A 22413-nucleotide genomic window follows, 5' to 3' on the forward strand; every position below is an offset into this window, starting at 1 on the left:
CCGTTACTTCAGATCGTCTTCGCGCGACCGGCTGCGAAAGGCTTCGCGCGATCGCAGCACATCGCTGCCGGATGCCGGTGCGGCCGCCGAGGCGGGCACGCTTGCCGACGGCGTCGATGCCGCGGCCGGCGCCGGCGCTTCCGCCGCCGATGCGCCGGCGGGCGCAGCGGCCCCCGCCGCGCTCTGCCGGCCCTGCTCGACCAGCTTGTCGAGCGGGAGATACAGCACGTTGTTGCCGCCCTTGCTGCCGACGAAGATCTTCGTCGAGTTCGAATAGATTTCCTGCATGGTCTCCAGGTACATCCGTTCGCGGATCACGGCCGGCGCCTTCGAATACTGCGCGTAGACCTGCTTGAAGCGCTCCGCGTCGCCTTCGGCCTGCGTGACGACGCGATCCGCATACGCCTTAGCCTCGTCGATCAGTTTCGCGGCATCGCCCTGCGCCTTCGGCAGCAGGTCGCTCGCATAGGCCTGCGCGGCGCGCTTCGCGGCCTCGCGCTCGTCGCGCGCCTTCGCCACTTCGCCATAGGCGGCCTGCGTCTGCTCGGGCGCCGCGACGCTTTGCATCGTCACGGACGTGACTTCGAGCCCCGTGTGATAGCGGTCGAGATCGCGCTGAATCGCTTCGCTCACCTGCTGGCGCAACGCATCGCGATCCTGATTGAGGATGTCCGCCGCGCTGCGCGTGCCGACGATCGCGCGCACCGCGGCCTGTGCGGCCTGCGTGACGCTGCGCTCCGGATCGACGCTGCGGAACAGGTAATCGGTCGCCGAACGGATCCGGTACTGCACCGCGAAGCGCACGTCGACGATGTCGGCGTCGCGCGTCAGCATCGCGGATTCCTTCACGTTCGCGAGGCGCACGACGTTGTTGCGGCCGACCTCGACCGAGCGGCTCTGCGACGTGTCGACGATCTCGTGCGATGCGAACGGATACGGCGCTCGCCAGTGCACGCCCTGCTCGACGGTGCCGGTAAGCTGGCCCATCTGCAGCACGACGCCCGTCTGGCCTTCCGGCACGACGAACAGGCCGCTGCCGGCATAGACCGCGACCAGCACGCCGATCACGATGCCGACACCGACGCGCGCGGCACGGCCGTTGTCCGGGCGGAACCCGTTGCCGCCCTTGCCGCCGAACAGGCCGCTCAGGCGCCGGTTGAAATTGCGCCACATTTCGTCGAGATCGGGCGGGCCTTCACCGTCACCGCCTGGTGGGCGCTTCGATTCGTTCGCGCGGGGCTGCGTCCCGCCATTGCCTTCGCCACGTCCCCAGCGGGGATCGTTGATCGACAGCAAGGCGTGCTTGCGCCGCCCGTTACTCCGCTCGTTGTATTCGTTCACCAGAGTTTGTTCACCAGATTAGACGCCGGCAAACCGGCCGGGACCGGCTAGCGCCCGTGTTCGGAAAGCGTATGGTCTTCGTGTGATTCCGCGGGCGCGCCGTCGAGCGGCATCGCGCCGTCAAGGTGTTCCGCAGAGGCGATTTCGGCGATGGCGGCGCGCAGCGCGTCCAGCCCTTGACCGGTGCGCGCGCTCAAAAAGACGCGCGAAATATTACCATACTCGTCCCGCTCGACCGCGTCGCCGCGGGCCGCCAGCTCAGGCACGGCGTCGATCTTGTTGAATACCAGGACCTGCCGGATCGTGTCCGCGCCGATCTCGTGCAGCACACCGTTGACCTGCTCGATCTGCTCGAGCCGCACCGCGCTCGACGCATCGACGACATGCAGCAGCAGATCCGCGTGGATCGTTTCCTCGAGCGTCGCGCGGAACGCCGCGACCAGCTGGTGCGGCAGCTCGCGGATGAACCCGACCGTGTCGGACACGACGATCTGGCCGATCTCGTCGCCGAGATACACACGCCGCGACGTCGTGTCGAGCGTCGCGAACAGCTGGTCGGCCGCATATGCCTGCGCTTTCGTCAACGCATTGAACAGCGTCGACTTGCCTGCGTTCGTGTAGCCGACGAGCGAGACCGACATCGTGCCGCTGCGCGCCCGCTGGCGACGCTGCGTGCTGTGCTGGCGGCGCAGCCGGTCGAGGCGCGACTTCAGCATCTTGATGCGATCGCCGATCAGTCGGCGGTCGGTTTCGAGCTGGGTTTCACCGGGGCCGCGCAGGCCGATACCGCCCTTTTGCCGCTCGAGGTGGGTCCACGCGCGAATCAGCCGGGTCGACAGGTATTGCAGTTGAGCGAGTTCGACCTGCAGCTTGCCTTCGTGGCTGCGCGCGCGCTGCGCGAAGATGTCGAGGATGAGGCTCGTGCGGTCGACGACCCGCCTGTTAAGCGCACGCTCCAGATTGCGCTGCTGGGCCGGCGCCAACGCGTGATTGAAGATGACGATGTCGACGTCGTTGGCTTCGCAGGCGAGCCGCAATTCTTCGGCTTTGCCGCTGCCGACGAACATCGCGGCATCGGGGCTGGAGCGGCGGCCGGTCAGGGTGACGGCGGGATGCGCACCCGCGCTGGATGCGAGAAGACTGAGTTCTTCGAGACTGGCCTCGAAATCGGTCTTGCCGAAATCGATGCCGACGAGCGCTGCGTTGATCAAATTGTCAGGTGTCAAGATTTGGCGGCTGGCATCGGTCGCACGCGGCGACCGGATGCCGGCCGCTGCGATAGGTTAGGACGAGGCTTCCGCGTCCGGGTGGAAGTTCACCGGGCGCGCCGGAACGACCGTCGAGATGGCGTGCTTGTAGACCATCTGGGTCACCGTATTACGGAGCAACACGACGTACTGGTCGAACGATTCGATGTTCCCTTGGAGCTTGATGCCGTTGACGAGATAGATCGAAACGGGAACGTGCTCCTTGCGCAGTGCGTTCAAAAACGGGTCTTGTAACAATTGCCCTTTGTTGCTCATGGCGTACTCCATCTTGTTTTGCAGGTTGATCTGGATTGGCGACGAAGAAAAAGAGATCCGGCGCCAATCGCTACACTATAGCTGATTTTGCGTGCCCCGCCCGGGCATCGGCCATGCGGCCTACCCTTGCGGGACGTGCGTTCAGCTCTTGTCCGCGTACGGGTTGTGCGACGAACGGAACTCTATGCGCAATGGAGTCCCGGTCAGGGAGAAAGTTTCGCGGAAGCGGTTCTCCAGGTAGCGCTTGTAGGTGTCGGTCACCGCATCGAGCGCATTGCCGTGGATCACGATGACCGGCGGATTCTGGCCGCCCTGGTGCGCGTAGCGCAGCTTCGGGCGCACCGGGCCGCGACGGCGCGGCTGCTGGAACTCGACCGCCTCGATCAGCGCGCGCGTGAGTTTCGGCGTCGGCAGCTTCGCCATCGCCGCGCCGTACGCGTCGTCGACCGAGCGCATCAGCGGGCCGATGCCGGTCTTTTCCGCTGCGGAAATGAAGTGGAATTTCGCGAATTCGAGGAATTTCAGCTTGCGGGTCAAATCGGCTTTGGTGCGTTCGCGCACGTGCGGATCGAGACCGTCCCACTTGTTCACGCCGACCACCAGCGCCCGCCCTTGCTCGACCACGAACCCGGCGATGTGCGCGTCCTGGTCGGAAATGTCCTGGCGGGCATCCAGCAGAAGAATGACGACATTCGCGTCGGCAATCGACTGCAGCGTTTTCACGACCGAGAATTTCTCGATCGCCTCGAACACCTTGCCGCGGCGGCGCAGGCCGGCCGTGTCGATCAGCGTATAAGGCTTGCCGTTGCGCTCGAAATCGACGTAGATCGAATCGCGCGTGGTGCCGGGCATGTCGAACGCGATCACGCGGTCCTCGCCGATCAGCGTGTTGACGAGGGTCGACTTGCCGACGTTCGGCCGGCCGACGATCGCGATCTTGGTGCCGCGCGACGCCTTGTCCTCGTCTCCCTCTTCCGGCTGGCCCGCGTAAGCGACCCCGAGCGCCTCGTTGATCATCTCGGTTACGCCGTCGCCGTGCGCGGCCGAAATCGCGCGCGGATCGCCGAGCCCGAGCTCGTAGAAGTCCGCCGCGACGGCCGTGTACTTCATCCCCTCGGACTTGTTGACGACGAGAAAGATCGGCCGGCCGGTCTTGCGCAGATAGTCGGCGATCGACTTGTCCTGCGGCGCGAGCCCGTTGCGACCGTCGACGATGAACACGACGACGTCGGCCTCCTCGACCGCCTGCCGCGTCTGGCGCGCCATCTCGTGCAGGATGCCGTCCTTCGCGACCGGCTCGAAGCCGCCCGTGTCGACGACGAGATACGGCCGCTCGCCGACCCGCCCTTCGCCATAGTGGCGATCGCGCGTCAGGCCCGGCAAGTCGGCTACCAGCGCATCGCGCGAGCGCGTGAGCCGGTTGAACAGCGTGGATTTCCCCACATTGGGGCGCCCAACAAGGGCAATGACCGGTTTCATCTGTGTAGTCTACGGTGAGGCGCAGCAGCGGGAGGCCCGCTGCTGCGGGCGGCTGCGCTGAATGAAAATATCACGAATTCGCGCCGCGCCGGATGCGCGCGCCCGGCGCGCGCCGCGCGCCGTCCATCTTTCGTCTCGTACTGCCTTCCAAATACCGAACGGCCGGGAGCACCCGGCCGCCTTCATGTGATGCGCGGCGCACCGTGCGGCGAACCGCCGCACGAGGCGAGCGCGCCGTCGCGTCAGCGCGGACGGAAGCCGTACAGCCCGCCGTCGCTCGTCTGCACGACGAGCGTGTTGCCCGCGAGGACCGGCGCCGCCGTGATCGGGCTGCCGTCGGTCTTCATCCGTGCGATGAACGAGCCGTCTTCGCGCGACAGAAAATGCACGTAACCCTTGTAGTCGCCCATCACGACCGCATGACCCAGCAGGTACGGCACGCCGACGTCGCGGCTCTTCAGCTTGGTGTTGCGCCACAGCTCGTTGCCGCTCGCCGCGTCGTACGCGGTGACGACCGACCAGTCGTCGCCGCCCGCGACCACCGAGTCGTCCTGCGCGATGCCGCTGCGGCTCGAGAACGCCTTCTCCCACACCGGGCGGCCCGAGTTCGCATCGAAGCAGCCGAGCTGCCCCTGGAACGTCACTGCGCACGCTTGCGCGCCGACGAGCGTCGGCGGACCGCTGACGTCGTTGATCCGCTCGACTTCCGTCACGCCCTTCGGAAACGACACCGGCGTCTGCCAGTACGGTTCGCCCGTCTGCAGGTTGATCGCGACGAGGCCGCCACCCGGGAAGCCCGCGAGCACCGCGGCGTCGCCCGCGAACGTCATGCCCGCCGACACGCGCAGGTTCAGCGGCACCGCGCGGTTGCGGTAGTTCCACTTCTGTTCGCCGGTTTGCGCGGAGAACGCGATCACCTGGCCGTCGATCGTGCGGACGATCACGAGGCCGTTGCCGACGAGCGGCGGCGAGAAGATCTCGCCCTGCACGCTCGTCTTCCACAGCAGCTTGCCGTCCGGGCCGAGCACGAACACGCCGCCCTTCAGCGCGCCGACCGCGGTCAGGTTGCCGTCGCTGCCGACGCCTGCCGACAGGTCCGAGTCGAGCTTGGTGCGCCAGATCCGCTGACCGGTCTTTGCATCGATCTTCTCGACCGAGCCGTTTTCGCCGGCCGCGAAGACCGCATCGCCCACCGCCACCGGCGAGAACAGGTAGCGGCCGCCCTTGCTGACGCTCGACGACCAGACCTGTTGCACGTCGAGGGCGGGTTTGAACTCGGTCAGCGGCGTCGGCACGCGACGCGCGTCCTTCGTCGACGAGCAGGCCCCCAGTGCCAGGACGGCCGCCGCGCAGGCAACGGGCACAGCGTAACGTTTCAGCAAATTCATCGGTTAGCGAAGCAAAGTTAAGAGGTTGAGGAAGCCGTGGCTCAGCTGCCCAGCGCGTCCAGCTTGAACTGCACGAGCTGGCGCGCCGACATGTCTTCCTTCGGCAGGCTGTCGAGCGCGAGCTTGTACGCGGCGCGCGCATCGTCCGCCTTGCCTTGCGCGGCGAGCAGATCGCCGCGGCGATCGGCCACGAGGCCCTTGAATGCATCGATCGGCGTGCCGGACAGCAGCGCGAGCCCCGCGTCGTACGCCTTCTCGTCGAGCAGCAGCGACGCGAGGCGCAGCTTCGCGATCTGCTTGTACTCGTCGTCCTTAGCGTGATCGACCGCCCATTGCAGCTGCGTCTTCGCGCCCGCGGCGTCGCCCGCCGCGTACAGCACCTTCGCGGCCGCGAGCGCCGTCATCTGCGCATACGGCGTGCCGCCGTACTTGTCTTCCATGTCGGCGGCAGCGCGGGCCATCGTCGCCTTGTCGTTCGACGCGGCGGCCTTCTGCACCTGCTCGTACAGCCCCGATGCCTGCGCGGCCTGGCGACGCTGCCAGAAATTCCAGCCGTTGAAGCCGGCCGCGACAACGAGCGCCGCGAGGACGATCCACGTGGTGAGGTTGCCCCAGCGGGCCCACCACGCCTTGAGGCTTTCAATCGATTCTTGTTCGTCGTGGTAACTCATCGGCGAGCGATTCCTTCCTGTTCAGGCCTTTCTTGTCGAGCGAACACCAGCGCGATCAGTCGTCGCCGTCTTCGGCGGATGCAACCATCGCATTGATTAGGAATTCGGTCAAGCTTTCGACCGGTACGGTCTGCTGAGCGTTCTTTTCCCCTTCCTCGCCCATGCCGCGCAGCGCTTTCACGCCCACCGTGCCGTTCGCGATCTCTTCTTCGCCGAAGATCACCGCGAACGCGGCGCCGCTCGCATCGGCGCGCTTCATCTGCGACTTGAAGCTCGCCGGCGCGCCGTCGGCGCTGCAGTGGAAGATCACGTCGAGGCCCGTGTCGCGCAGACGCTCGGCGGCGATGAACGCCTGCTCGCGCGCCGCCTCGCCCTGGTGCACGACGTACACGTCGACACCGTCCTGCTCGGGCACGAGCTGCTCTTCCTTCAGCAGCTCGAGAATGCGCTCGACGCCCATCGCCCAGCCGCACGCGGCGGTCGGCTTGCCGCCGAGCTGCTCGATCAGCGGATCGTAGCGGCCGCCGGCCGCGACCGTGCCCTGCGCGCCGAGCTTGTCGGTGACCCACTCGAACACGGTCAGGTTGTAGTAGTCGAGGCCGCGCACGAGGCGCGGGTTGATCGTGAACGGAATGTTGTTCGCCTTCAGCAGGCGCTGCAGCCCGTCGAAGTGCGCGCGCGAGTGGTCGCCGAGGAAATCGATCAGCTTCGGCGCGTTCTGCACGATTTCCTGCAGCGCCGGGTTCTTCGTGTCGAGCACGCGCAGCGGGTTCGTATACAGGCGGCGCTGCGCATCGGCGTCGAGCGCGTCGACGTGCTGCTCGAGATACTTGATCAGCTCGACGCGGTGCGCCGCGCGCTCTTCCGCGAGGCCCAGCGAGTTGATCTCGAGCTTGATGCCGGTCAGGCCGAGGTCGTCCCACAGGCGCTGGCACATCATGATGATTTCCGCGTCCGCGTCCGGGCCCGCGAAGCCGAGGGCCTCGACGCCGACCTGGTGGAACTGGCGATAGCGGCCGCGCTGCGGACGCTCGTGACGGAACATCGGGCCGATGTACCAAAGGCGCTTCGGGCCGTCGTACAGCATGTTGTGCTCGATCGCCGCGCGCACGACGGCGGCGGTGTTCTCCGGACGCATCGTCAGGTGTTCGCCGTTCAGCGCGTCGGTGAAGCTGTACATCTCCTTCTCGACGATGTCCGTGACTTCGCCGATGCCGCGCGTGAAGAGCTGCGTGTGCTCGACGATCGGCGTGCGGATGTTCTGGTAGCCGTAAGCGCGCAGCAGCGACTTCACGGTGGCTTCGAAGAACTCCCAAAGGCCGGCATCCTGCGGGAGGATGTCGTTCATGCCCTTGACGCCCGCGAGCTTCTCGATCTTGCGTTTCTGTTCAGTCATCGTGTCTGTTACGAATTAGTTCTGGACGGCCGCGCGGCCGTAATTGCGTTCGACGTAGTCGCTGACGATCTGCTGGAATTCCTCGGCGATGCGCTCGCCGCGCAGCGTCCTGACCTTCTCGCCGTCGATGAAGACCGGTGCGGCCGGGTTCTCGCCCGAGCCCGGCAGGCTGATGCCGATGTTCGCGTGCTTCGATTCGCCCGGGCCGTTGACGATGCAGCCCATCACCGCGACGTTCATCGTCTCGACGCCCGGATATTCCTTGCGCCAGACCGGCATCTGCTCGCGCAGGTAGGTCTGGATCTGCATCGCGAGCTCCTGGAACAGCGTGCTCGTCGTGCGGCCGCAGCCCGGGCACGCGATCACCATCGGCGCGAACGAGCGCAGGCCCATCGTCTGCAGGATTTCCTGGCCGACCACCACTTCGCCCGTGCGCGATGCGCCCGGCTCCGGCGTCAGCGAAATGCGGATCGTATCGCCGATCCCTTCCTGCAGCAGCACGCCGAGCGCCGCCGTCGACGCGACGATGCCCTTCGAGCCCATGCCCGCCTCGGTCAGCCCGAGGTGCAGCGCGAAGCCGCAGCGGCGCGCGAGCTCGCGGTAGACGGCGATCAGGTCCTGCACGCCGCTGACCTTGCACGACAGCACGATGCGGTCGCGGCCGAGGCCCAGTTCGACTGCGCGCTCCGCCGAGCCGATCGCGGACTGGATCAGCGCTTCGTACATCACGCTCTGCGCATCCCACGGCTGCGCGCGCGCGCCGTTCTCGTCCATCATGCGCGCGAGCAGGTCCTGGTCGAGGCTGCCCCAGTTCACGCCGATCCGCACCGGCTTGTCGTACTTGATCGCCGCCTCGATCATCTGCGCGAACTGCGTGTCGCGCTTCGCGCCCTGGCCGACGTTGCCGGGGTTGATCCGGTACTTCGACAGCGCCTCCGCGCAGCCCGGATGGTCGCGCAGCAGCAGGTGGCCGTTGTAATGGAAGTCGCCGACGAGCGGCACCGTCACGCCCATCCGGTCGAGCTGCTCGCGGATCGCGGGGACGGCCGCCGCCGCCTCGGCCGTGTTGACCGTGATGCGCACGAGTTCGGAACCCGCGTTCGCGAGCTCCTTGATCTGGATGGCCGTGCCGATCGCGTCCGCGGTGTCGGTATTCGTCATCGACTGCACGCGCACCGGCGAATCACCGCCGATCGTCACCAGCGTTCCGCCCCAGCGGACATTCACCGCATGCGATACGCGGCGCGGCGCATGCCCGCCGAACACCGGCTCGGTTGAACAAATCTGGCTGCTGCGTGGGGATTGAGCTTCGGATTGCATCGATAGATCCATTTACGCCGAATGCGCCGCGTTGCGGCGCATGAATTGAAAAAGCGCCGTGCCTTCAGGGTCCGTCGACGCACGTCACAGACCCTCGCCACGGCGCTTGCCGTCAGGGCAACGTGAACCGTGCCACGTTACCCCGCGCTGCCGAATATTTTGCCGGATCGACCGGTTTGCCTTCGAACGCGATCGCGTCGAGGCCCGCCTTGTTGCCGATCGTGACCTTGAACGGGCCGTCGCCCGCGACCTGCTTCGTCTCGCCGCCATGCACCAGCCCCGAGAACAGCTCCTTGCCGCTCTTGTCGCGCACGCTGAACCAGCTGTCCTGCTTGACCTTCAGCTCGACCATCGACTGACCGGCCGCGACCACGACGCTCGCCGGCTGGGCCGCGGCCGCCACGACCGCGCTTGCCGCCGGCGCGACCGCCGCGGGCTGCGACACCGGCTCGGCTGCGGCCGGCACGGCGGAAGCCACGACTTGCGGCGCGGCTGCCGATGCGACCACCTGCGGCGCCGCTGCCGTCACGGCCGGCGCCGACGCCTCGACCGCGGTCGAGACCGACGCACCGCCCGCGCTCGCCGCGTCGGCGCTGGCCGCCGACGCCGCCGGCGCCGATGCGGCGGACGCACCGCCCTGCACCGCGCCGCTCTTGAAGCGCGCGAGCCAGTTCGACGAATCGCCGCCAGTGTGCCACATCGCCGCCGCGATCAACGCGACTGCCGCCGCCGCCGTCCCCCACAGCCATGGCCGATGGCGCGACGAGCCGCCGAGCGGAATCGACACGCGGCCGCGCGGCAGATCCGTCCCCGACGACGCGGGCATCGACAGATCCACCTCCGGCTCGCCGCGCTCGCGGCGCAGCGCCTGCGCAAACGGTTCCGGATCGACGCCGAGCATCTTCGCGTAGCTGCGCACGACGCCGATCGCGAACGTCACGCCGGGAAGATGGCTGATGTCGCCCGACTCGAGCGCCCGCAGCTTCTGCGGCGCGACCTTGAGCCGCGCCGACACGTCGTCGACCGTCCAGCCCTTCGCCTCCCGAAGCTGCGCCAGCCGTCCCCCGACGGCCGTCAGCGATTCCAGTCCAGCCGTTGCCGGCTTCGCGGCATTCGTCTCTGCGCCGTTTGACGGCTGCGGCTCACTCATCCTTTTCCTCGCGTCGATTCTTCTTCACTGGCGGGCGCACCCGGCTCCTGCCGGCGCGGCGCTCGCGCGTCGTCCATACCATGCGCGGCGCACGAGGCGCCGCGTCCGATCGCTATTCGCGTGTTGTACCGCCAAAAAGTCCGGGCATCCCCACCTAGGCGGCCCCGTCAAACCGCCCGGACCTCGATTATTTTTCCTGCTGCGCCCGTGCGCTCGGCAAGGCGCGTGCGATCCTTCACCGCACCGGCCAGCTGGCCGCACGCAGCGTCGATGTCGTCGCCGCGCGTCTTGCGCACCGTCGTGACGACGCCCGCGTCGATGAGGATCTGTGCGAAGCGCTTGATCTGCTCCGGCTTCGAACGGATGAGCCCCGACTCCGGAAACGGATTGAACGGGATCAGGTTGAACTTGCACGGGACGTCGCGCGTCACCGCCAGCAGTTCGCGCGCATGCGCTTCGGTGTCGTTGACGCCGTCGAGCATGCAGTATTCGAATGTGATGAAGTCGCGCGGCGCCACCTTCAGATAGCGCTGGCACGCGGCCATCAGTTCGCGAAGCGGGTGCTTCTTGTTGAGCGGCACGAGCATGTCGCGCAGCGCATCGTTCGGCGCGTGCAGCGACACGGCGAGCGCCACCGGCAGCTCGGCGCCGAGGCGGTCCATCATCGGCACCACGCCGGACGTCGACAGCGTGACGCGGCGGCGCGACAGCCCGTACGCGTTGTCGTCGAGCATCAGCCGCATCGCAGGCACGACCGCGCTGTAATTCAACAGCGGCTCGCCCATGCCCATCATCACCACGTTGGTGACCACCCGTTCGGCCTTGCCGTTCGGGCCCGGCGCGCGGCCGAGCGAAGCGCGCAGCGCGAATTCGGCCATGCGCAGCTGGCCGATGATTTCAGCCGTCGACAGGTTGCGGGAGAAACCCTGCTTGCCCGTCGAGCAGAAGCGGCAGTTCACCGCGCACCCGGCCTGCGACGACACGCACAGCGTGCCGCGCGTCTCTTCCGGGATGAACACGGTTTCGACCGCATTGCCGTTTCCGACGTCGATCAGCCACTTGCGCGTGCCGTCGGTGGAAACGTGGTCGCTGACGATATCCGGCATCACGATCGATGCGCGGCCCTTGAGCTTTTCCCTCAGGGACTTCGCGAGATCGGTCATGCCGTCGAAATCGCCGGCGTTGTATTGGTGGATCCAGCGCTGCAACTGCTTGGCGCGGAACGGCTTCTCGCCGAGGCTGCCGCAATACGCGACAAGACCCTCGGCGTCGAAGTCGAGAAGATTGACGGAAGTTTCGCTCGTCATGATGTGCTGCCTTGCCGCGTGCGCTGAATCCTGCCTGCCTGAATGCTCAGCCAGTGCTTAACGCGAGTAGACGTTCATTTCCGGGAAGAAGAACGCGACTTCGACGCTTGCCGTTTCCGGCGCGTCCGAGCCGTGCACCGCGTTCGCGTCGATGCTGTCGGCGAAGTCGGCGCGGATCGTGCCCTTTTCCGCCTTCTTCGGATCCGTCGCGCCCATCAGGTCACGGTTCTTCAGGATCGCGCCTTCGCCTTCCAGAACCTGGATCATCACCGGGCCCGAGATCATGAAATCGACGAGGTCCTTGAAGAACGGACGCGCCGCGTGGACTGCGTAGAACTTCTCTGCATCAGCGCGCGACAGGTGTGCCATGCGTGCTGCGATGACCTTCAGACCGGCGCCTTCGAAACGGCTGTAGATCTGGCCGATCACGTTCTTTGCCACCGCATCCGGCTTGATGATCGACAGGGTACGCTCGATTGCCATAAAAACTCCAAGAAATTAAGAAGTTACACTTCCAAATGAATCCGCTATTGTAGCACGATCCCGTGTATCATTGCGATTGAACCCTTACACGTGTGAAAGGTTCCAAATCCATATGTTTTGCGCCGCCCGGCCATTGAAACCTCCCGGCGCGGAACATATCTTAGCCATAGCTGTTCCGGTTTGCTGCGCCGCACACCGCGCGCGCCGAACCGGCCCCGGACGCCCACGCGTTCAATGTTAGGAGAAACCATGAACGACTATCCGTACAATTTCGGCCGCGGTGGCTCCGTCAGCACCGTCGAGGTTCGCAACCGCGTGCTGCGGAACACGTACTGGCTGCTCGCGCTGTCGATGGTGCCGACGGTGCTGGGGGCCTGGGTCGGCGTCGCGACCGGCTTCTCGCTGTTCGCGGCCACCAGCCCGACGATGAGCCTCCTCGCATTCTTCGCGATCGCGTTCGGCTTCATGTTCGCGATCGAACGCACGAAGAACAGCGCGGCCGGCGTGTTCGTGCTGCTCGGCTTCACGTTCTTCATGGGCCTGATGCTGTCGCGCCTGCTCAGCTTCATCCTCGGTTTCTCGAACGGCCCGTCGCTGATCATGCTGGCATTCGGCGGCACCGGCATCATCTTCGCGGCGATGGCGACGATCGCCACCGTCAGCAAGCGCGATTTCTCGGGCCTCGGCAAGTGGCTGTTCATGGGCGTCATCGTGATCCTGCTGGCGTCGGTCGCGAACATCTTCCTGCAACTGCCGGCGCTGATGCTGACCGTGTCGGTGCTCGCGATCGTGATCTTCTCCGCGTACATGCTGTTCGACGTCCAGCGCGTCGTGAACGGCGGCGAGACGAACTACATCAGCGCAACGCTCGCGATCTACCTCGACCTGTACAACGTGTTCACGAACCTGCTCGCGCTGCTCGGCATCTTCGGCGGCAACCGCAACTGACGTTCGCCGCACACCAGCAAAAAACCGGCCCGAGGGCCGGTTTTTTTACGTCCGCCTTCCGGCGCACTCAGTCGCGCTCGAACAGCGCGATCGATTCGACGTGCGACGTATGCGGGAACATGTTGACGACGCCCGCGCCCTTCAGCCGGTAGCCGGCCTCGTGCACGAGCAGGCCCGCGTCGCGCGCGAGCGTCGACGGGTTGCACGACACGTAGACGATCCGGCGCGGCAGCGGACCTTCGCCGCTCTGCGCGATGTCCGCGAGCGCCTTCGACACCGCGAGCGCGCCTTCGCGCGGCGGATCGATCAGGAACTTGTCGAACGCGCCCAGCGCGCGGATGTCGTCGGCGGTCACTTCGAACAGGTTGCGGCACGCGAACGTCGTATGGCCGTCGACGCCGTTCTCGCGCGCATTCGCGAGCGCGCGCGTCGTCAGCGTCTCGCTGCCCTCGATGCCCATCACCTCGCGCGCGAGGCGCGCGAGCGGCAGCGTGAAATTGCCGATCCCGCAGAACAGGTCGAGCACGCGATCGTCGCGCGACGGCGCGAGCAGGCGCAGCGCGCGGCCGACCAGCACGCGGTTGATCTGATGGTTGACCTGCGTGAAGTCGGTCGGCTTGAACGGCATGCGGATGCCGAACTCGGGCAGCGTATAGTCGAGCGGCACGTCGAGCGGATAGAACGGCGCCACCGTGTCCGGACCCTTCGGCTGCAGCCAGAACTGCACCTTGTGCTCGTCGGCGAACGCGCGCAGCAGCGCCTCGTCGGCCGCGTTGATCGGCTCCAGCACGCGCAGCACGAGCGCCGTGACCTGAGAGCCGACCGCGAGCTCGATCTGCGGCATGCGATCACGGATCGACAGCCCCTCGACCAGCCGGCGCAGCGGCACGAGCATCGCCGACACGTGCGGCGGCAGCACCTCGCAGCTCGTCATGTCGGCCACATAGCTGCTCTTCTTTTCGTGGAAGCCGACCAGCACGCCGCCCTTCTTCACGACGTTGCGCACGGTCAGGCGCGCGCGGTAGCGGTAGCCCCACGACGGACCGTGGATCGGCGCGAACATCGTCTCCGCGCGCAGCTTCGCGAGATGCAGCAGGTTGTCCTCGAGCACGCGCTGCTTGATCGCCACTTGCGCGCGCATGTCGAGATGCTGCATCGAGCAGCCGCCGCAGGTGCCGAAGAACTTGCATTTCGGTTCCGTGCGCATCACGCTCGGGCGCAGAATATCGACAACCAGCGCCTGCTCGTAGCTCGGCTTGCGGCGGTAGCTCGAATAGGTCACGCGCTCGCCGGGCAGCGCGCCCTCGACGAAGATGACCTTGCCGGGCTTGCCGTCCTCGGTCGTCATGCGGCCGACACCGCGCGCTTCCATGTCGAGCGATTCGATCTCGAGAACCGGGGCGCTATCGGGCGCGGCGGGCACGCTTTTCAATTTGCGCGCAGAAGTGGGGGCGGCTTCAGACACCAGCTTTTCCTGACAAACGTTGAAAGGCGAGATTGTAGACGAAGCACCGCCTCACCGGCTCTGCATGGGACCCAAGTAAGCGCTAAAGCGCAAACTCGGGTCGACAGGAGATTCGACCATGCGACTGATCGACTGGAACATTCAATGGGGTCGGGACGCGGATGGCGTCGTCGACCTCCCCCGCACCGTTGCCGCCGCCCGCGGGCTCGGCGATTTCGACGTGCTGTGCCTGCAGGAAGTCACGCGCGGGTTCGGCGCGCTGGCCGGCCATCCCGGGCCGGACCAGTTCGCGGAGCTCGCCGCGCTGCTGCCCGGATTCACGGTCGTCGAGGCCCTCGGCGCCGACCTGCCGCCCACCGCGCCCGGCGCGCCGCGCCGCCAGTTCGGCAACGCGATCGCCAGCCGCCTGCCGGTCGGGCGCGTGATGCGCCGGCTGCTGCCGTGGCCGGCCGACGATGCCGCGCCGTCGATGCCGCGCGTCGCGCTCGAGGTCGAGCTGGCGACCGCGTCGGGTCCGCTGCGTGTGACCACCACTCATCTCGAATATTATTCCGCCCGACAGCGGCGCGCACAGGTCGATGCGTTGCACGACCGGCATCGGGAAGCATGCGCGCACGCGGACCGCCCCGCGCGCGCCGAGCATGCGGACAGCCCGTTCAGCGCGACCGCTCAGCCGCGCGACGCGATCGTCTGCGGCGACTTCAACAGCGCATACGACAGCGACGCGTATCGGCGCTTTCTCGAACCGGTCAACGGCGCGCCGCGCTTCGTCGATGCGTGGGCGGCGCTGCACCCGGGCGTCGCGCCGCCGCCGACGGCCGGCGTCTACGACACCGTGCAATGGTCGGAGGGGCCGCTTGCGTGCGACTTCGTGTTCGTCACCGACACGCTGCTGCCGCGCGTCGCACGCTGCGAGATCGACGGCGACCTGCGCGCATCCGATCACCAGCCGATCGTACTCGAGCTGAATTGACGGCGTGCGCTACGCGTCGAAGGCGGCGAGGTACTCGGCCCAGTGCGGCGCAAGCTCCTGGGCGAGCGCGTTCTTGACGAGCACGATCTCGTTCGCGTACTCGTCCGGCGTCAGGCCGCCGCGCATCAGCTGGAACCGGCAGTAGAGCAGATAGGTATTGACCACGTCGGTTTCGCAGTAATTGCGAATCTCGTCGATCCGCCCTTCCCGGAACGCGGTCCAGACCTGGCTGCCGTCCATCCCGAGCTTGCCCGGGAAGCCGCACAGCTTCGCGAGCGCGTCGAGCGGCGCGTTCGCGCGCGCCTGATACATCGCGAGCAGGTCCATCAGGTCGGTGTGCCGCGAGTGATAACGCGAGATGTAGTTGTTCCACTTGAAATCGCGGTCGTCCTCGCCGAGATCCCAGTAGCGCGTCGCGGGAATGCCGTGCACGAGCGCGCGGTAATGGAGCACCGGCAGGTCGAAGCCGCCGCCGTTCCACGACACGAGCTGCGGCGTGTATTTCTCGATCACGCGGTAGAACGACTGGATCAGCGTCGCCTCGCCGTCCTGCGGCGTGCCGAGCGAGCGCACGCGAAAGCCGTTGGCGTCGCGGAACACGCACGAGATCGCCGCGACGCGCTGCAGATGGTGCGGCAGGAAATCGCTGCCTGTCTTCTCGCGACGGGCGGCAAACGCATGTTCGGCCACCGCGGCATCGTCGAGCGTCGCGGGCAGATCGTCGAGACGGCGAATGCCGTCGACATCGGGAATCGTCTCGATGTCAAAAACCAGAATCGGAGTCATCTTTACAGAACGGCGTCCTTGCGAACGCCATTGGAGGCGAAGAACCGCTTGAGGCGCACCAGCGCTTCCTGCTGGATCTGCCGCACGCGCTCGCGCGTGAGGCCCATTTCGTCGGCGAGCTCCTCGAGCGTCGCCGGTTCGATGTGGTTCAGGCCGAAGCGGCGCTCGATCACGTGCCGGTGCTTGTCGGACAGCCGCGACAGCCACGCGCGCGTGAGCGTCTCGAGCTCGCGGTGCTGCACTTCGGCGTCCGGCGACTGGCTCTGGTCGTCCGGCAGCAGATCGAGCAGGCTGCTTGCCGGATCGAGATCGAGCGGCGCGTCGAGCGACGCGGTGTGCTCGTTCAGCGCAAGGATGTCGGTGACTTCCTCGGCGGTCTTGCCGGTCAGGTAGGCGATGTCGTCGATGCTGGCTTCGCGGCGCTCGGCCGCCTCGCCCGTCGACATCGAGTTCTTTTCGAGGTGGCGCTTCGCGCGCAGCACCTGGTTGAGTTCGCGGATCACGTGCACCGGCAGGCGCACGGTGCGAGCCTGATTCATGATCGCCCGCTCGATGCTCTGCCGGATCCACCACGTCGCGTAGGTCGAGAAACGGAAGCCGCGCGTCGGGTCGAACTTCTCGATCGCGTGCATCAGGCCGAGATTGCCTTCCTCGATCAGGTCGAGCAACGGCACGCCGCGATTCAGGTAACCCTTCGCGATGCTGACGACGAGCCGCAGATTGCGCTCGATCATCACCTGCCGCGCCTCGAATTCGCCGGCCTTCGCGAGGCGCGAATAGCGCTGCTCTTCCTCGACGGTCAACAGCGGCTTGACGCTGATGCGGTTCAGGTAATGCTGAATCGTGTCGGCGGTCAGCTCCGCCTGCAGCATCGCCCGGAAATCGTCCAGCTCGGGCGACGCTTCCGCGCCGCCTTCGCGCTCGTCGTCGCTGCTTTCCGAGTCGGCTTCGCGCGCCTCGAACTCGCGCTCGTTGTCCGCGGCGTCGTCTTCGTCGTCCGTCGAAGCGCCTGTTCGCTCCACCGATGCTTGCGTGGCGCGACTGAGGTTCTCAGACTCGGCTTGCGGCTCGTGGCGCTTCGATTTCGGCATGGTCGTCTCGGTTATTGAGGCGGCAAATACTTCAGCGGATCGACAGGTTTACCCTGACGGCGAACCTCGAAATGCAGCATCACGCGGTCGGCATCGCTATTACCCATCTCGGCGATCTTCTGCCCCTTCGTCACCGCGTCCCCCTCTTTTACCATCAAAGCGCGATTGTGTGCATATGCCGTGAGGTAAGTTGCGTCGTGCTTGATGATAATGAGGTTGCCGTAGCCGCGCAGGCCGTTGCCCGCGTAGACGACGCGGCCGTCCGCCGCCGCCTTCACGGTCTCGCCGGACGCGCCGCCGATGTTGACGCCCTTGTTCTTCGCGTCGTCGAAATTGTTCAGCACCGGGCCGCGCGCGGGCCATGCGAACGTGACGGGGCCGCTCGGCGCCGCCGACGTGTCGCTCGACGCCGCCGCGGCAGCGGGCGGCGCAGCGGTGGCTGCCGACGCGCCGCGGGCCGGCGTGGCCGGGCCGCTGCTCAGCGGCGCGGTCGCGACGGCGCCGCCCGTGATGGGCGCGGCGCCCGGCGCAACGGCGGCGGTTGCCGCGCCGCCCGGCGGCGCGACGCGCAACAGTTGGTCAACTTCGATCTGATTCGGATTCGCCAGGTTGTTCCACGCGGCGATGTCGCGATAGTTCTGTCCGTTCTCCAATGCAATCCGGTACAGCGTATCGCCCGGCTTCACACGGTAGTAACCCGGAGGAGGCGGACCGAGCGGAACCGCCGGCTGCGCAGCGGCCGCCGTGCCGAGCGAGCCGGAGCGGTCGACGACGGGCGCGTTGTCGAGCCGCGTCGCACAGGCGGCCAGTAGCGTGGTGAACGCGGCCACACAGATCGCGCGCTCGGCGAGCGTGAGCGGTTCCTTGGAACGTTTGTTTTGCATCGCGCGCAACATACTCATCGGTTTCAAATTACTCCGGATTTTAAAGGGACAAAGAAAACGCGATCAAGCCGCGACTCCCGCCACTGTGCGGGCGCGACGCGCTCGACGAGCGTGAGCACCTGGGGCTGCCCGCTCTGCCCGCCGACCGGCGCGACGAGCCGCCCGCCGACCGCCAGCTGCTCGAGCAGCGCCTGCGGCACATCGAGCCCGGCCGCGGCGATCACGATCGCGTCGAACGGCGCCGCGGATGGCAGGCCCACGCGCCCGTCGCCATAGTGGAGACGGATGTTCGGCACGCGCAGCGGCCGCAGGTTCAGCTTCGCGCGCTCGTAGAGCGGCTTGATGCGTTCAATCGAATACACGTCGCGCGCCACATGGCTCAGCACCGCGGCCTGGTAGCCGCAGCCGGTGCCGATTTCCAGCACGCGCTCGAGGGTGCGGCCGGCCATTGCGAGTTCAATCATCCGCGCGACGACCGACGGCTTCGAGATCGTCTGCTGGTGGCCGATCGGCAACGCGGAATCCTCGTAGGCCTGCGTCGCGAGCCCGGGATCCACGAACAGGTGGCGCGGCACCGCGGCCATGGCCTCCAGCACGCGGGCGTCGGCGACGCCGTTTGCGCGTAGCCGTTCGACCATCCGTTCGCGCACGCGTTCCGACGTCAACGCATGCGCGCCGGCAAGCGCGGCATTCTGCATTTGCATCGCGGGCTTGGAGGCAACCTTCGGTGCGGCTGGTGTCGCGGCGGGCTTGCCGGCCGCCGGCCCGGGCGCGGGCGGCTTCGGCGCCGCCGGTTTGCGCGTGACCGCGACGGGCGTCACCAGCTTGGGTGCAATCGGTTTCGGCGCAGCAGCCGGCTTGGGCGCAGGCGCCTTGCCCGGCCTGGACGCGCCAGGCGGATCGGACGCCCGTGGCGTCGCCGCCGCGCCGCCTCGCGCGGACGCGCCGGAAGACAACCGCTGGCGCGTGCCGTCGCCCGTCGCATGGCGCTCGCCCGCCCGGCCCTCGGCCTTGCGCGGCGCCCGCTTGAGGTCTTCGAGCGCGAGCGGGAACCGCTTCGCGCGCTCGCCGCTCATGAAGCGCGCCCCCCGGCGCGCACCCAGTCGTGCGTCGCGGGCAGCATGTGCGTATGCGTGAGATCGAGCTGCAGCGGCGTGATCGACACGAAACCGTTTGCGACCGCATGGAAATCGGTGCCTTCGCTCGCATCCAGCGCCGCCCCCGCCGGCCCGATCCAGTAGATCGGCTCGCCGCGCGGGTTGGTCTGGCGGATCACCGGCTGCGACGGATGACGCTTGCCGAGGCGCGTGACCTTCCAGCCTTTCAGCTCGTCGTAAGGCAGGTTCGGGATGTTGACGTTCAGCAACGGCTGGCCCGGCAGCGGATGCGCGAGATAGTGCTGCACGATCTCGGCAGCGACGCGCGCGGCGTCGGCAAGATGCGCCCAGTCCTTGTCGACCAGCGAGAACGCGATCGCAGGCACGCCGAACATGATGCCTTCGGTCGCCGCCGCAACTGTCCCCGAATAGAGCGTGTCCTCGCCCATGTTCTGGCCGTTGTTGATCCCCGACACGACGAGGTCCGGCTTCGCATCGAGCATGCCGGTCAGCGCGATATGCACCGAATCGGTCGGCGTGCCGTTCACATAGAAGAAACCCGTACTCGCCGAGCGCTGGATCGACAGCGGTCGCGACAAGGTCAGGGAATTCGATGCGCCGCTGCAGTTCTGCTCGGGCGCCGTCACCGTGAGTTCGGCCAGCGGCTGCAGCGCGTCGTGAAGCGCCGCGAGACCGGGGGCGAGATAGCCGTCGTCGTTGCTGAGTAGGATTCGCATGCGGCGATTGTAACCGAGGAAAGATGGCGCGAGAGCGACAGTCCGGCCCGCGCAGACGCGTGCTCGCGCGGCATGCGCCGCCGCGTTGCGCGGCGGCCTTCCCGGTCAGATCGCGCCGGCTTCGCGCAGCGCCTCGATCGCCTGCGCGTCATAGCCGAGACCGCGCAGCACCTCGTCTGTATGCTCGCCGAGCTCGGGCCCGAGCCAGCGCGTTTCGCCCGGCGTGCCGGACAGTTTCGGCGTGACGTTCGGCAGCGGAATGTCGGTGCCGTCGGCGAGCTTGAAGCGCTGGATCATCTGCCGTGCAACGAACTGCGGGTCGGTGAACATGTCGGCGACGCTGTAGATCCGTCCGGCCGGCACGTCCGCCGCGTTGAGCACCGCGAGCGCTTCGTCGATCGTGCGCGGCGCGAGCCACGCGGCGATCGCGTCGTCGATCTCCCGGGTGCGCGGCACGCGCCCGTCATTGCGCGCGAGCGCCGGATCGTCGGCGAGGTCGTCGCGCTCGATCGCCTTCATCAGCCGCTTGAAGATCGGGTCGCTGTTGCCGCCGATCACGATGCTGCCGTCGCGGCACGCGTAGGTGTTCGACGGCACGATGCCCGGCAGCGACGCGCCGGTGCGCTCGCGCACCATCCCGTACACGCCGTATTCCGGCACGACGCTTTCCATCATGTTGAACACTGCTTCGTACAGCGCGACGTCGACCACCTGCCCCGCGCCGCCGTTCATGTTGCGATGATGCAGCGCCATCATCGCGCCGATCACGCCATGCAGCGCGGCGATCGAATCGCCGATCGAGATGCCGATGCGCGGCGGCGGCAAGTCGGGGTAGCCGGTGATGTGGCGCAGCCCGCCCATCGATTCGGCGATCGCGCCGAAGCCGGGCCGGTCGCGATACGGGCCGGTCTGCCCGTAGCCGGACAGGCGCACCATCACGAGGCCGGGGTTTTCGGCCGACAGCACGTCGTAGCCGAGCCCGAGCTTCTCGAGCAGGCCCGGGCGGAAATTCTCGATCACGATGTCCGCGTCGCGCGCGAGCTGACGCGCGATCGTCTTGCCTGCATCCGATTTCAGATTGAGCGTGACCGATTTCTTGTTGCGCGCCTGGACCGACCACCACAGCGACGTGCCGCCCGTCTCCGGATGCAGCTTGCGCCACTTGCGCAGCGGATCGCCGCCGTTCGGATCCTCGATCTTGATGACTTCCGCACCGAATTCGGCAAAGAGCCGCGACGCGAACGGCCCGGCGATCAGCGTACCGAATTCGAGCACTTTGACGCCCGCGAGCGGGCCCTGGCTGGTGCTCATGTGTCTCCCTGGCATGAGGAACGGCGCCGCCAGAACGGCGGCGGCCGTAGCGTTACATCGTGCGGCGGTCGAGCATCGCGCGCGCGATCGTGCCCGCGTCGACGTATTCCAGCTCCCCGCCGACCGGCACGCCGCGCGCGAGACGCGTCACCGCGAGCCCGCGCGCCTTCAGCGTCTGGCCGAGATAGTGGGCGGTGGCCTCGCCTTCGTTCGTGAAGTTGGTCGCGAGCACGACCTCCTTCACGATGCCGTCGGATGCGCGCCGCACCAGCCGGTCGAAATGGATTTCCTTCGGGCCGATGCCGTCGAGCGGGCTCAACCGCCCCATCAGCACGAAATACAGCCCGCGATAGGTCATCGTCTGTTCGAGCATGATCTGGTCGGCCGGCGTCTCGACGACGCACAGCAGCGTCGGATCACGCTCCGTATCGCTGCAGACCTCGCAGATCTGCGCCTCCGTGAACGTATTGCACTTCTCGCAGTGCTGCAGATGCTCGGTCGCGAACAGCAGCGAACGGCCGAGCCGCTCCGCCCCCTCCCGATCGTGCTGCATCAGGTGGTACGCCATGCGTTGCGCGGATTTCGGCCCGACTCCGGGCAGCACGCGCAGCGCTTCGACGAGGGCGGACAAGGCGGACGGCTGTTTCATACGTCGACGGGTGCCTGGACGGAAGCGCCGCTCAGAACGGCAGCTTGAAGCCCGGCGGCAGCGGCAGGCCGGCCGTCATGCCGCTCATCTTTTCCTGCGACGTCGCTTCGGCCTTGCGCACGGCATCGTTGACCGCGGCAGCCACGAGATCCTCGAGCATGTCCTTGTCGTCCGCGAGCAGGCTCGGGTCGATCGACACGCGGCGCACTTCGTTGCGGCAGGTCATCGTCACCTTGACGAGGCCCGCGCCCGACTGCCCTTCGACCTCGATCTGCGCAAGCTGCTCCTGCATCTTCTTCATGTTTTCCTGCATTTGCTGCGCTTGCTTCATCAGTCCGGCGATGTTGCCTTTCAACATGGGAATACTCCTTCTTGATCGTGTGAAAACCGGCACGCGGCGCGTGCCGGCAATGT

General features: G+C 67.0%; 22 protein-coding genes. 2 read left to right on the plus strand and 20 right to left on the minus strand.

Annotated features, from left to right (window positions below):
* Window positions 1-3: 3 nt before the first annotated feature.
* From hflK to ndk, 11 genes are all read right to left on the minus strand, one after another.
* Window positions 4-1341 (minus strand): FtsH protease activity modulator HflK, encoded by a 1338-nt coding sequence (gene hflK, locus HWX31_RS15920; protein WP_174960163.1) that lies wholly within the window; start codon window positions 1339-1341, stop codon window positions 4-6.
* Between the two features lie 47 nt (window positions 1342-1388).
* Window positions 1389-2552: a GTPase HflX gene (gene hflX / locus HWX31_RS15925; protein WP_010092257.1), complete on the minus strand. Its 1164-nt coding sequence runs from the start codon at window positions 2550-2552 to the stop codon at window positions 1389-1391.
* Between the two features lie 72 nt (window positions 2553-2624).
* Window positions 2625-2864 carry an RNA chaperone Hfq gene (gene hfq / locus HWX31_RS15930; RefSeq protein ID WP_006399927.1) on the minus strand — a complete coding sequence of 80 codons (240 nt, stop codon included), beginning with the start codon at window positions 2862-2864 and terminating at the stop codon, window positions 2625-2627.
* 141 nt (window positions 2865-3005) lie between these two features.
* Window positions 3006-4343 (minus strand): ribosome biogenesis GTPase Der, encoded by a 1338-nt coding sequence (gene der, locus HWX31_RS15935; protein WP_174960165.1) that lies wholly within the window; start codon window positions 4341-4343, stop codon window positions 3006-3008.
* A 242-nt stretch (window positions 4344-4585) separates the two neighbouring features.
* Window positions 4586-5731 carry an outer membrane protein assembly factor BamB gene (gene bamB, locus HWX31_RS15940; RefSeq protein ID WP_174960167.1) on the minus strand — a complete coding sequence of 382 codons (1146 nt, stop codon included), beginning with the start codon at window positions 5729-5731 and terminating at the stop codon, window positions 4586-4588.
* A gap of 41 nt (window positions 5732-5772) precedes the next feature.
* A complete protein-coding gene (locus tag HWX31_RS15945) occupies window positions 5773-6402 on the minus strand; it encodes a tetratricopeptide repeat protein (RefSeq protein ID WP_059527512.1) in 630 nt (209 codons plus the stop codon).
* 55 nt (window positions 6403-6457) lie between these two features.
* Window positions 6458-7798, minus strand: a complete 1341-nt coding sequence (hisS, locus tag HWX31_RS15950; protein ID WP_174960169.1) for a histidine--tRNA ligase — start codon at window positions 7796-7798, stop codon at window positions 6458-6460.
* 15 nt (window positions 7799-7813) lie between these two features.
* Complete coding sequence (gene ispG, locus HWX31_RS15955) at window positions 7814-9118, minus strand: flavodoxin-dependent (E)-4-hydroxy-3-methylbut-2-enyl-diphosphate synthase (protein WP_042584631.1); 1305 nt, start codon at window positions 9116-9118, stop codon at window positions 7814-7816.
* Between the two features lie 112 nt (window positions 9119-9230).
* Window positions 9231-10268: a helix-turn-helix domain-containing protein gene (locus tag HWX31_RS15960; protein WP_174960171.1), complete on the minus strand. Its 1038-nt coding sequence runs from the start codon at window positions 10266-10268 to the stop codon at window positions 9231-9233.
* 167 nt (window positions 10269-10435) lie between these two features.
* The gene (gene rlmN, locus HWX31_RS15965) at window positions 10436-11575 is read right to left on the minus strand and encodes a dual-specificity RNA methyltransferase RlmN (RefSeq protein WP_010092248.1); all 1140 of its coding nucleotides are present in this window, start codon (window positions 11573-11575) and stop codon (window positions 10436-10438) included.
* A 57-nt stretch (window positions 11576-11632) separates the two neighbouring features.
* Window positions 11633-12058: a nucleoside-diphosphate kinase gene (ndk, locus tag HWX31_RS15970; protein ID WP_059611461.1), complete on the minus strand. Its 426-nt coding sequence runs from the start codon at window positions 12056-12058 to the stop codon at window positions 11633-11635.
* A gap of 249 nt (window positions 12059-12307) precedes the next feature.
* On the opposite strand from ndk, the gene HWX31_RS15975 reads away from it, so the two are divergent.
* The gene (locus tag HWX31_RS15975) at window positions 12308-13006 is read left to right on the plus strand and encodes a Bax inhibitor-1/YccA family protein (protein WP_174960173.1); all 699 of its coding nucleotides are present in this window, start codon (window positions 12308-12310) and stop codon (window positions 13004-13006) included.
* Window positions 13007-13073: 67 nt separating this feature from the next.
* Here the strand turns inward: HWX31_RS15975 and rlmD are convergent, their stop codons facing one another.
* Entirely contained in the window at window positions 13074-14471 is a 1398-nt protein-coding gene (gene rlmD, locus HWX31_RS15980; RefSeq protein ID WP_174960175.1) for a 23S rRNA (uracil(1939)-C(5))-methyltransferase RlmD, read from the minus strand.
* Between the two features lie 118 nt (window positions 14472-14589).
* Between rlmD and HWX31_RS15985 the strand changes: the two genes are divergently transcribed.
* Entirely contained in the window at window positions 14590-15444 is an 855-nt protein-coding gene (locus HWX31_RS15985) for an endonuclease/exonuclease/phosphatase family protein (protein ID WP_174960177.1), read from the plus strand.
* Window positions 15445-15453: 9 nt separating this feature from the next.
* Here the strand turns inward: HWX31_RS15985 and HWX31_RS15990 are convergent, their stop codons facing one another.
* The 8 genes from HWX31_RS15990 to HWX31_RS16025 all read right to left on the minus strand — a co-directional run bounded on the left by HWX31_RS15990 (window position 15454) and on the right by HWX31_RS16025 (window position 22357).
* The gene (locus HWX31_RS15990; protein ID WP_174960179.1) at window positions 15454-16230 is read right to left on the minus strand and encodes a 3'-5' exonuclease; all 777 of its coding nucleotides are present in this window, start codon (window positions 16228-16230) and stop codon (window positions 15454-15456) included.
* A gap of 2 nt (window positions 16231-16232) precedes the next feature.
* The gene (gene rpoS / locus HWX31_RS15995) at window positions 16233-17321 is read right to left on the minus strand and encodes an RNA polymerase sigma factor RpoS (protein WP_174960181.1); all 1089 of its coding nucleotides are present in this window, start codon (window positions 17319-17321) and stop codon (window positions 16233-16235) included.
* Between the two features lie 11 nt (window positions 17322-17332).
* The gene (locus HWX31_RS16000; RefSeq protein ID WP_175933940.1) at window positions 17333-18223 is read right to left on the minus strand and encodes a peptidoglycan DD-metalloendopeptidase family protein; all 891 of its coding nucleotides are present in this window, start codon (window positions 18221-18223) and stop codon (window positions 17333-17335) included.
* A 5-nt stretch (window positions 18224-18228) separates the two neighbouring features.
* Window positions 18229-19281, minus strand: coding sequence for a protein-L-isoaspartate(D-aspartate) O-methyltransferase (locus tag HWX31_RS16005; protein WP_174966174.1), 1053 nt, complete (start codon window positions 19279-19281; stop codon window positions 18229-18231).
* Window positions 19278-20039 carry a 5'/3'-nucleotidase SurE gene (surE, locus tag HWX31_RS16010; RefSeq protein ID WP_059611480.1) on the minus strand — a complete coding sequence of 254 codons (762 nt, stop codon included), beginning with the start codon at window positions 20037-20039 and terminating at the stop codon, window positions 19278-19280. Before surE ends, HWX31_RS16005 begins: the two co-directional genes overlap by 4 nt.
* A gap of 105 nt (window positions 20040-20144) precedes the next feature.
* A complete protein-coding gene (locus tag HWX31_RS16015; protein WP_174966173.1) occupies window positions 20145-21350 on the minus strand; it encodes a CaiB/BaiF CoA transferase family protein in 1206 nt (401 codons plus the stop codon).
* Window positions 21351-21402: 52 nt separating this feature from the next.
* Window positions 21403-21999 carry a recombination mediator RecR gene (gene recR / locus HWX31_RS16020; protein ID WP_010092235.1) on the minus strand — a complete coding sequence of 199 codons (597 nt, stop codon included), beginning with the start codon at window positions 21997-21999 and terminating at the stop codon, window positions 21403-21405.
* Window positions 22000-22030: 31 nt separating this feature from the next.
* Entirely contained in the window at window positions 22031-22357 is a 327-nt protein-coding gene (locus HWX31_RS16025) for a YbaB/EbfC family nucleoid-associated protein (protein WP_017332240.1), read from the minus strand.
* Between the last annotated feature and the right edge of the window lie 56 nt (window positions 22358-22413).

It is taken from the genome of Burkholderia ubonensis, assembly GCF_902833085.1.
GTDB classification, from domain to species: domain Bacteria; phylum Pseudomonadota; class Gammaproteobacteria; order Burkholderiales; family Burkholderiaceae; genus Burkholderia; species Burkholderia ubonensis.

Bases quoted from the DNA above. Each gene is read 5' to 3' on its own strand.
- hfq (WP_006399927.1), bottom strand. From the start codon at position 2,864: ATGAGCAACAAAGGGCAATTGTTACAAGACCCGTTTTTGAACGCACTG.
- der (WP_174960165.1), bottom strand. From the start codon at position 4,343: ATGAAACCGGTCATTGCCCTTGTTGGGCGCCCCAATGTGGGGAAATCC.
- bamB (WP_174960167.1), bottom strand. From the start codon at position 5,731: ATGAATTTGCTGAAACGTTACGCTGTGCCCGTTGCCTGCGCGGCGGCC.
- HWX31_RS15945 (WP_059527512.1), bottom strand. From the start codon at position 6,402: ATGAGTTACCACGACGAACAAGAATCGATTGAAAGCCTCAAGGCGTGG.
- hisS (WP_174960169.1), bottom strand. From the start codon at position 7,798: ATGACTGAACAGAAACGCAAGATCGAGAAGCTCGCGGGCGTCAAGGGC.
- ispG (WP_042584631.1), bottom strand. From the start codon at position 9,118: ATGCAATCCGAAGCTCAATCCCCACGCAGCAGCCAGATTTGTTCAACC.
- HWX31_RS15960 (WP_174960171.1), bottom strand. From the start codon at position 10,268: ATGAGTGAGCCGCAGCCGTCAAACGGCGCAGAGACGAATGCCGCGAAG.
- rlmN (WP_010092248.1), bottom strand. From the start codon at position 11,575: ATGACGAGCGAAACTTCCGTCAATCTTCTCGACTTCGACGCCGAGGGT.
- ndk (WP_059611461.1), bottom strand. From the start codon at position 12,058: ATGGCAATCGAGCGTACCCTGTCGATCATCAAGCCGGATGCGGTGGCA.
- HWX31_RS15975 (WP_174960173.1), top strand. From the start codon at position 12,308: ATGAACGACTATCCGTACAATTTCGGCCGCGGTGGCTCCGTCAGCACC.
- HWX31_RS15985 (WP_174960177.1), top strand. From the start codon at position 14,590: ATGCGACTGATCGACTGGAACATTCAATGGGGTCGGGACGCGGATGGC.
- HWX31_RS15990 (WP_174960179.1), bottom strand. From the start codon at position 16,230: ATGACTCCGATTCTGGTTTTTGACATCGAGACGATTCCCGATGTCGAC.
- rpoS (WP_174960181.1), bottom strand. From the start codon at position 17,321: ATGCCGAAATCGAAGCGCCACGAGCCGCAAGCCGAGTCTGAGAACCTC.
- HWX31_RS16000 (WP_175933940.1), bottom strand. From the start codon at position 18,223: ATGAGTATGTTGCGCGCGATGCAAAACAAACGTTCCAAGGAACCGCTC.
- HWX31_RS16005 (WP_174966174.1), bottom strand. From the start codon at position 19,281: ATGAGCGGCGAGCGCGCGAAGCGGTTCCCGCTCGCGCTCGAAGACCTC.
- surE (WP_059611480.1), bottom strand. From the start codon at position 20,039: ATGCGAATCCTACTCAGCAACGACGACGGCTATCTCGCCCCCGGTCTC.
- HWX31_RS16015 (WP_174966173.1), bottom strand. From the start codon at position 21,350: ATGAGCACCAGCCAGGGCCCGCTCGCGGGCGTCAAAGTGCTCGAATTC.
- recR (WP_010092235.1), bottom strand. From the start codon at position 21,999: ATGAAACAGCCGTCCGCCTTGTCCGCCCTCGTCGAAGCGCTGCGCGTG.
- HWX31_RS16025 (WP_017332240.1), bottom strand. From the start codon at position 22,357: ATGTTGAAAGGCAACATCGCCGGACTGATGAAGCAAGCGCAGCAAATG.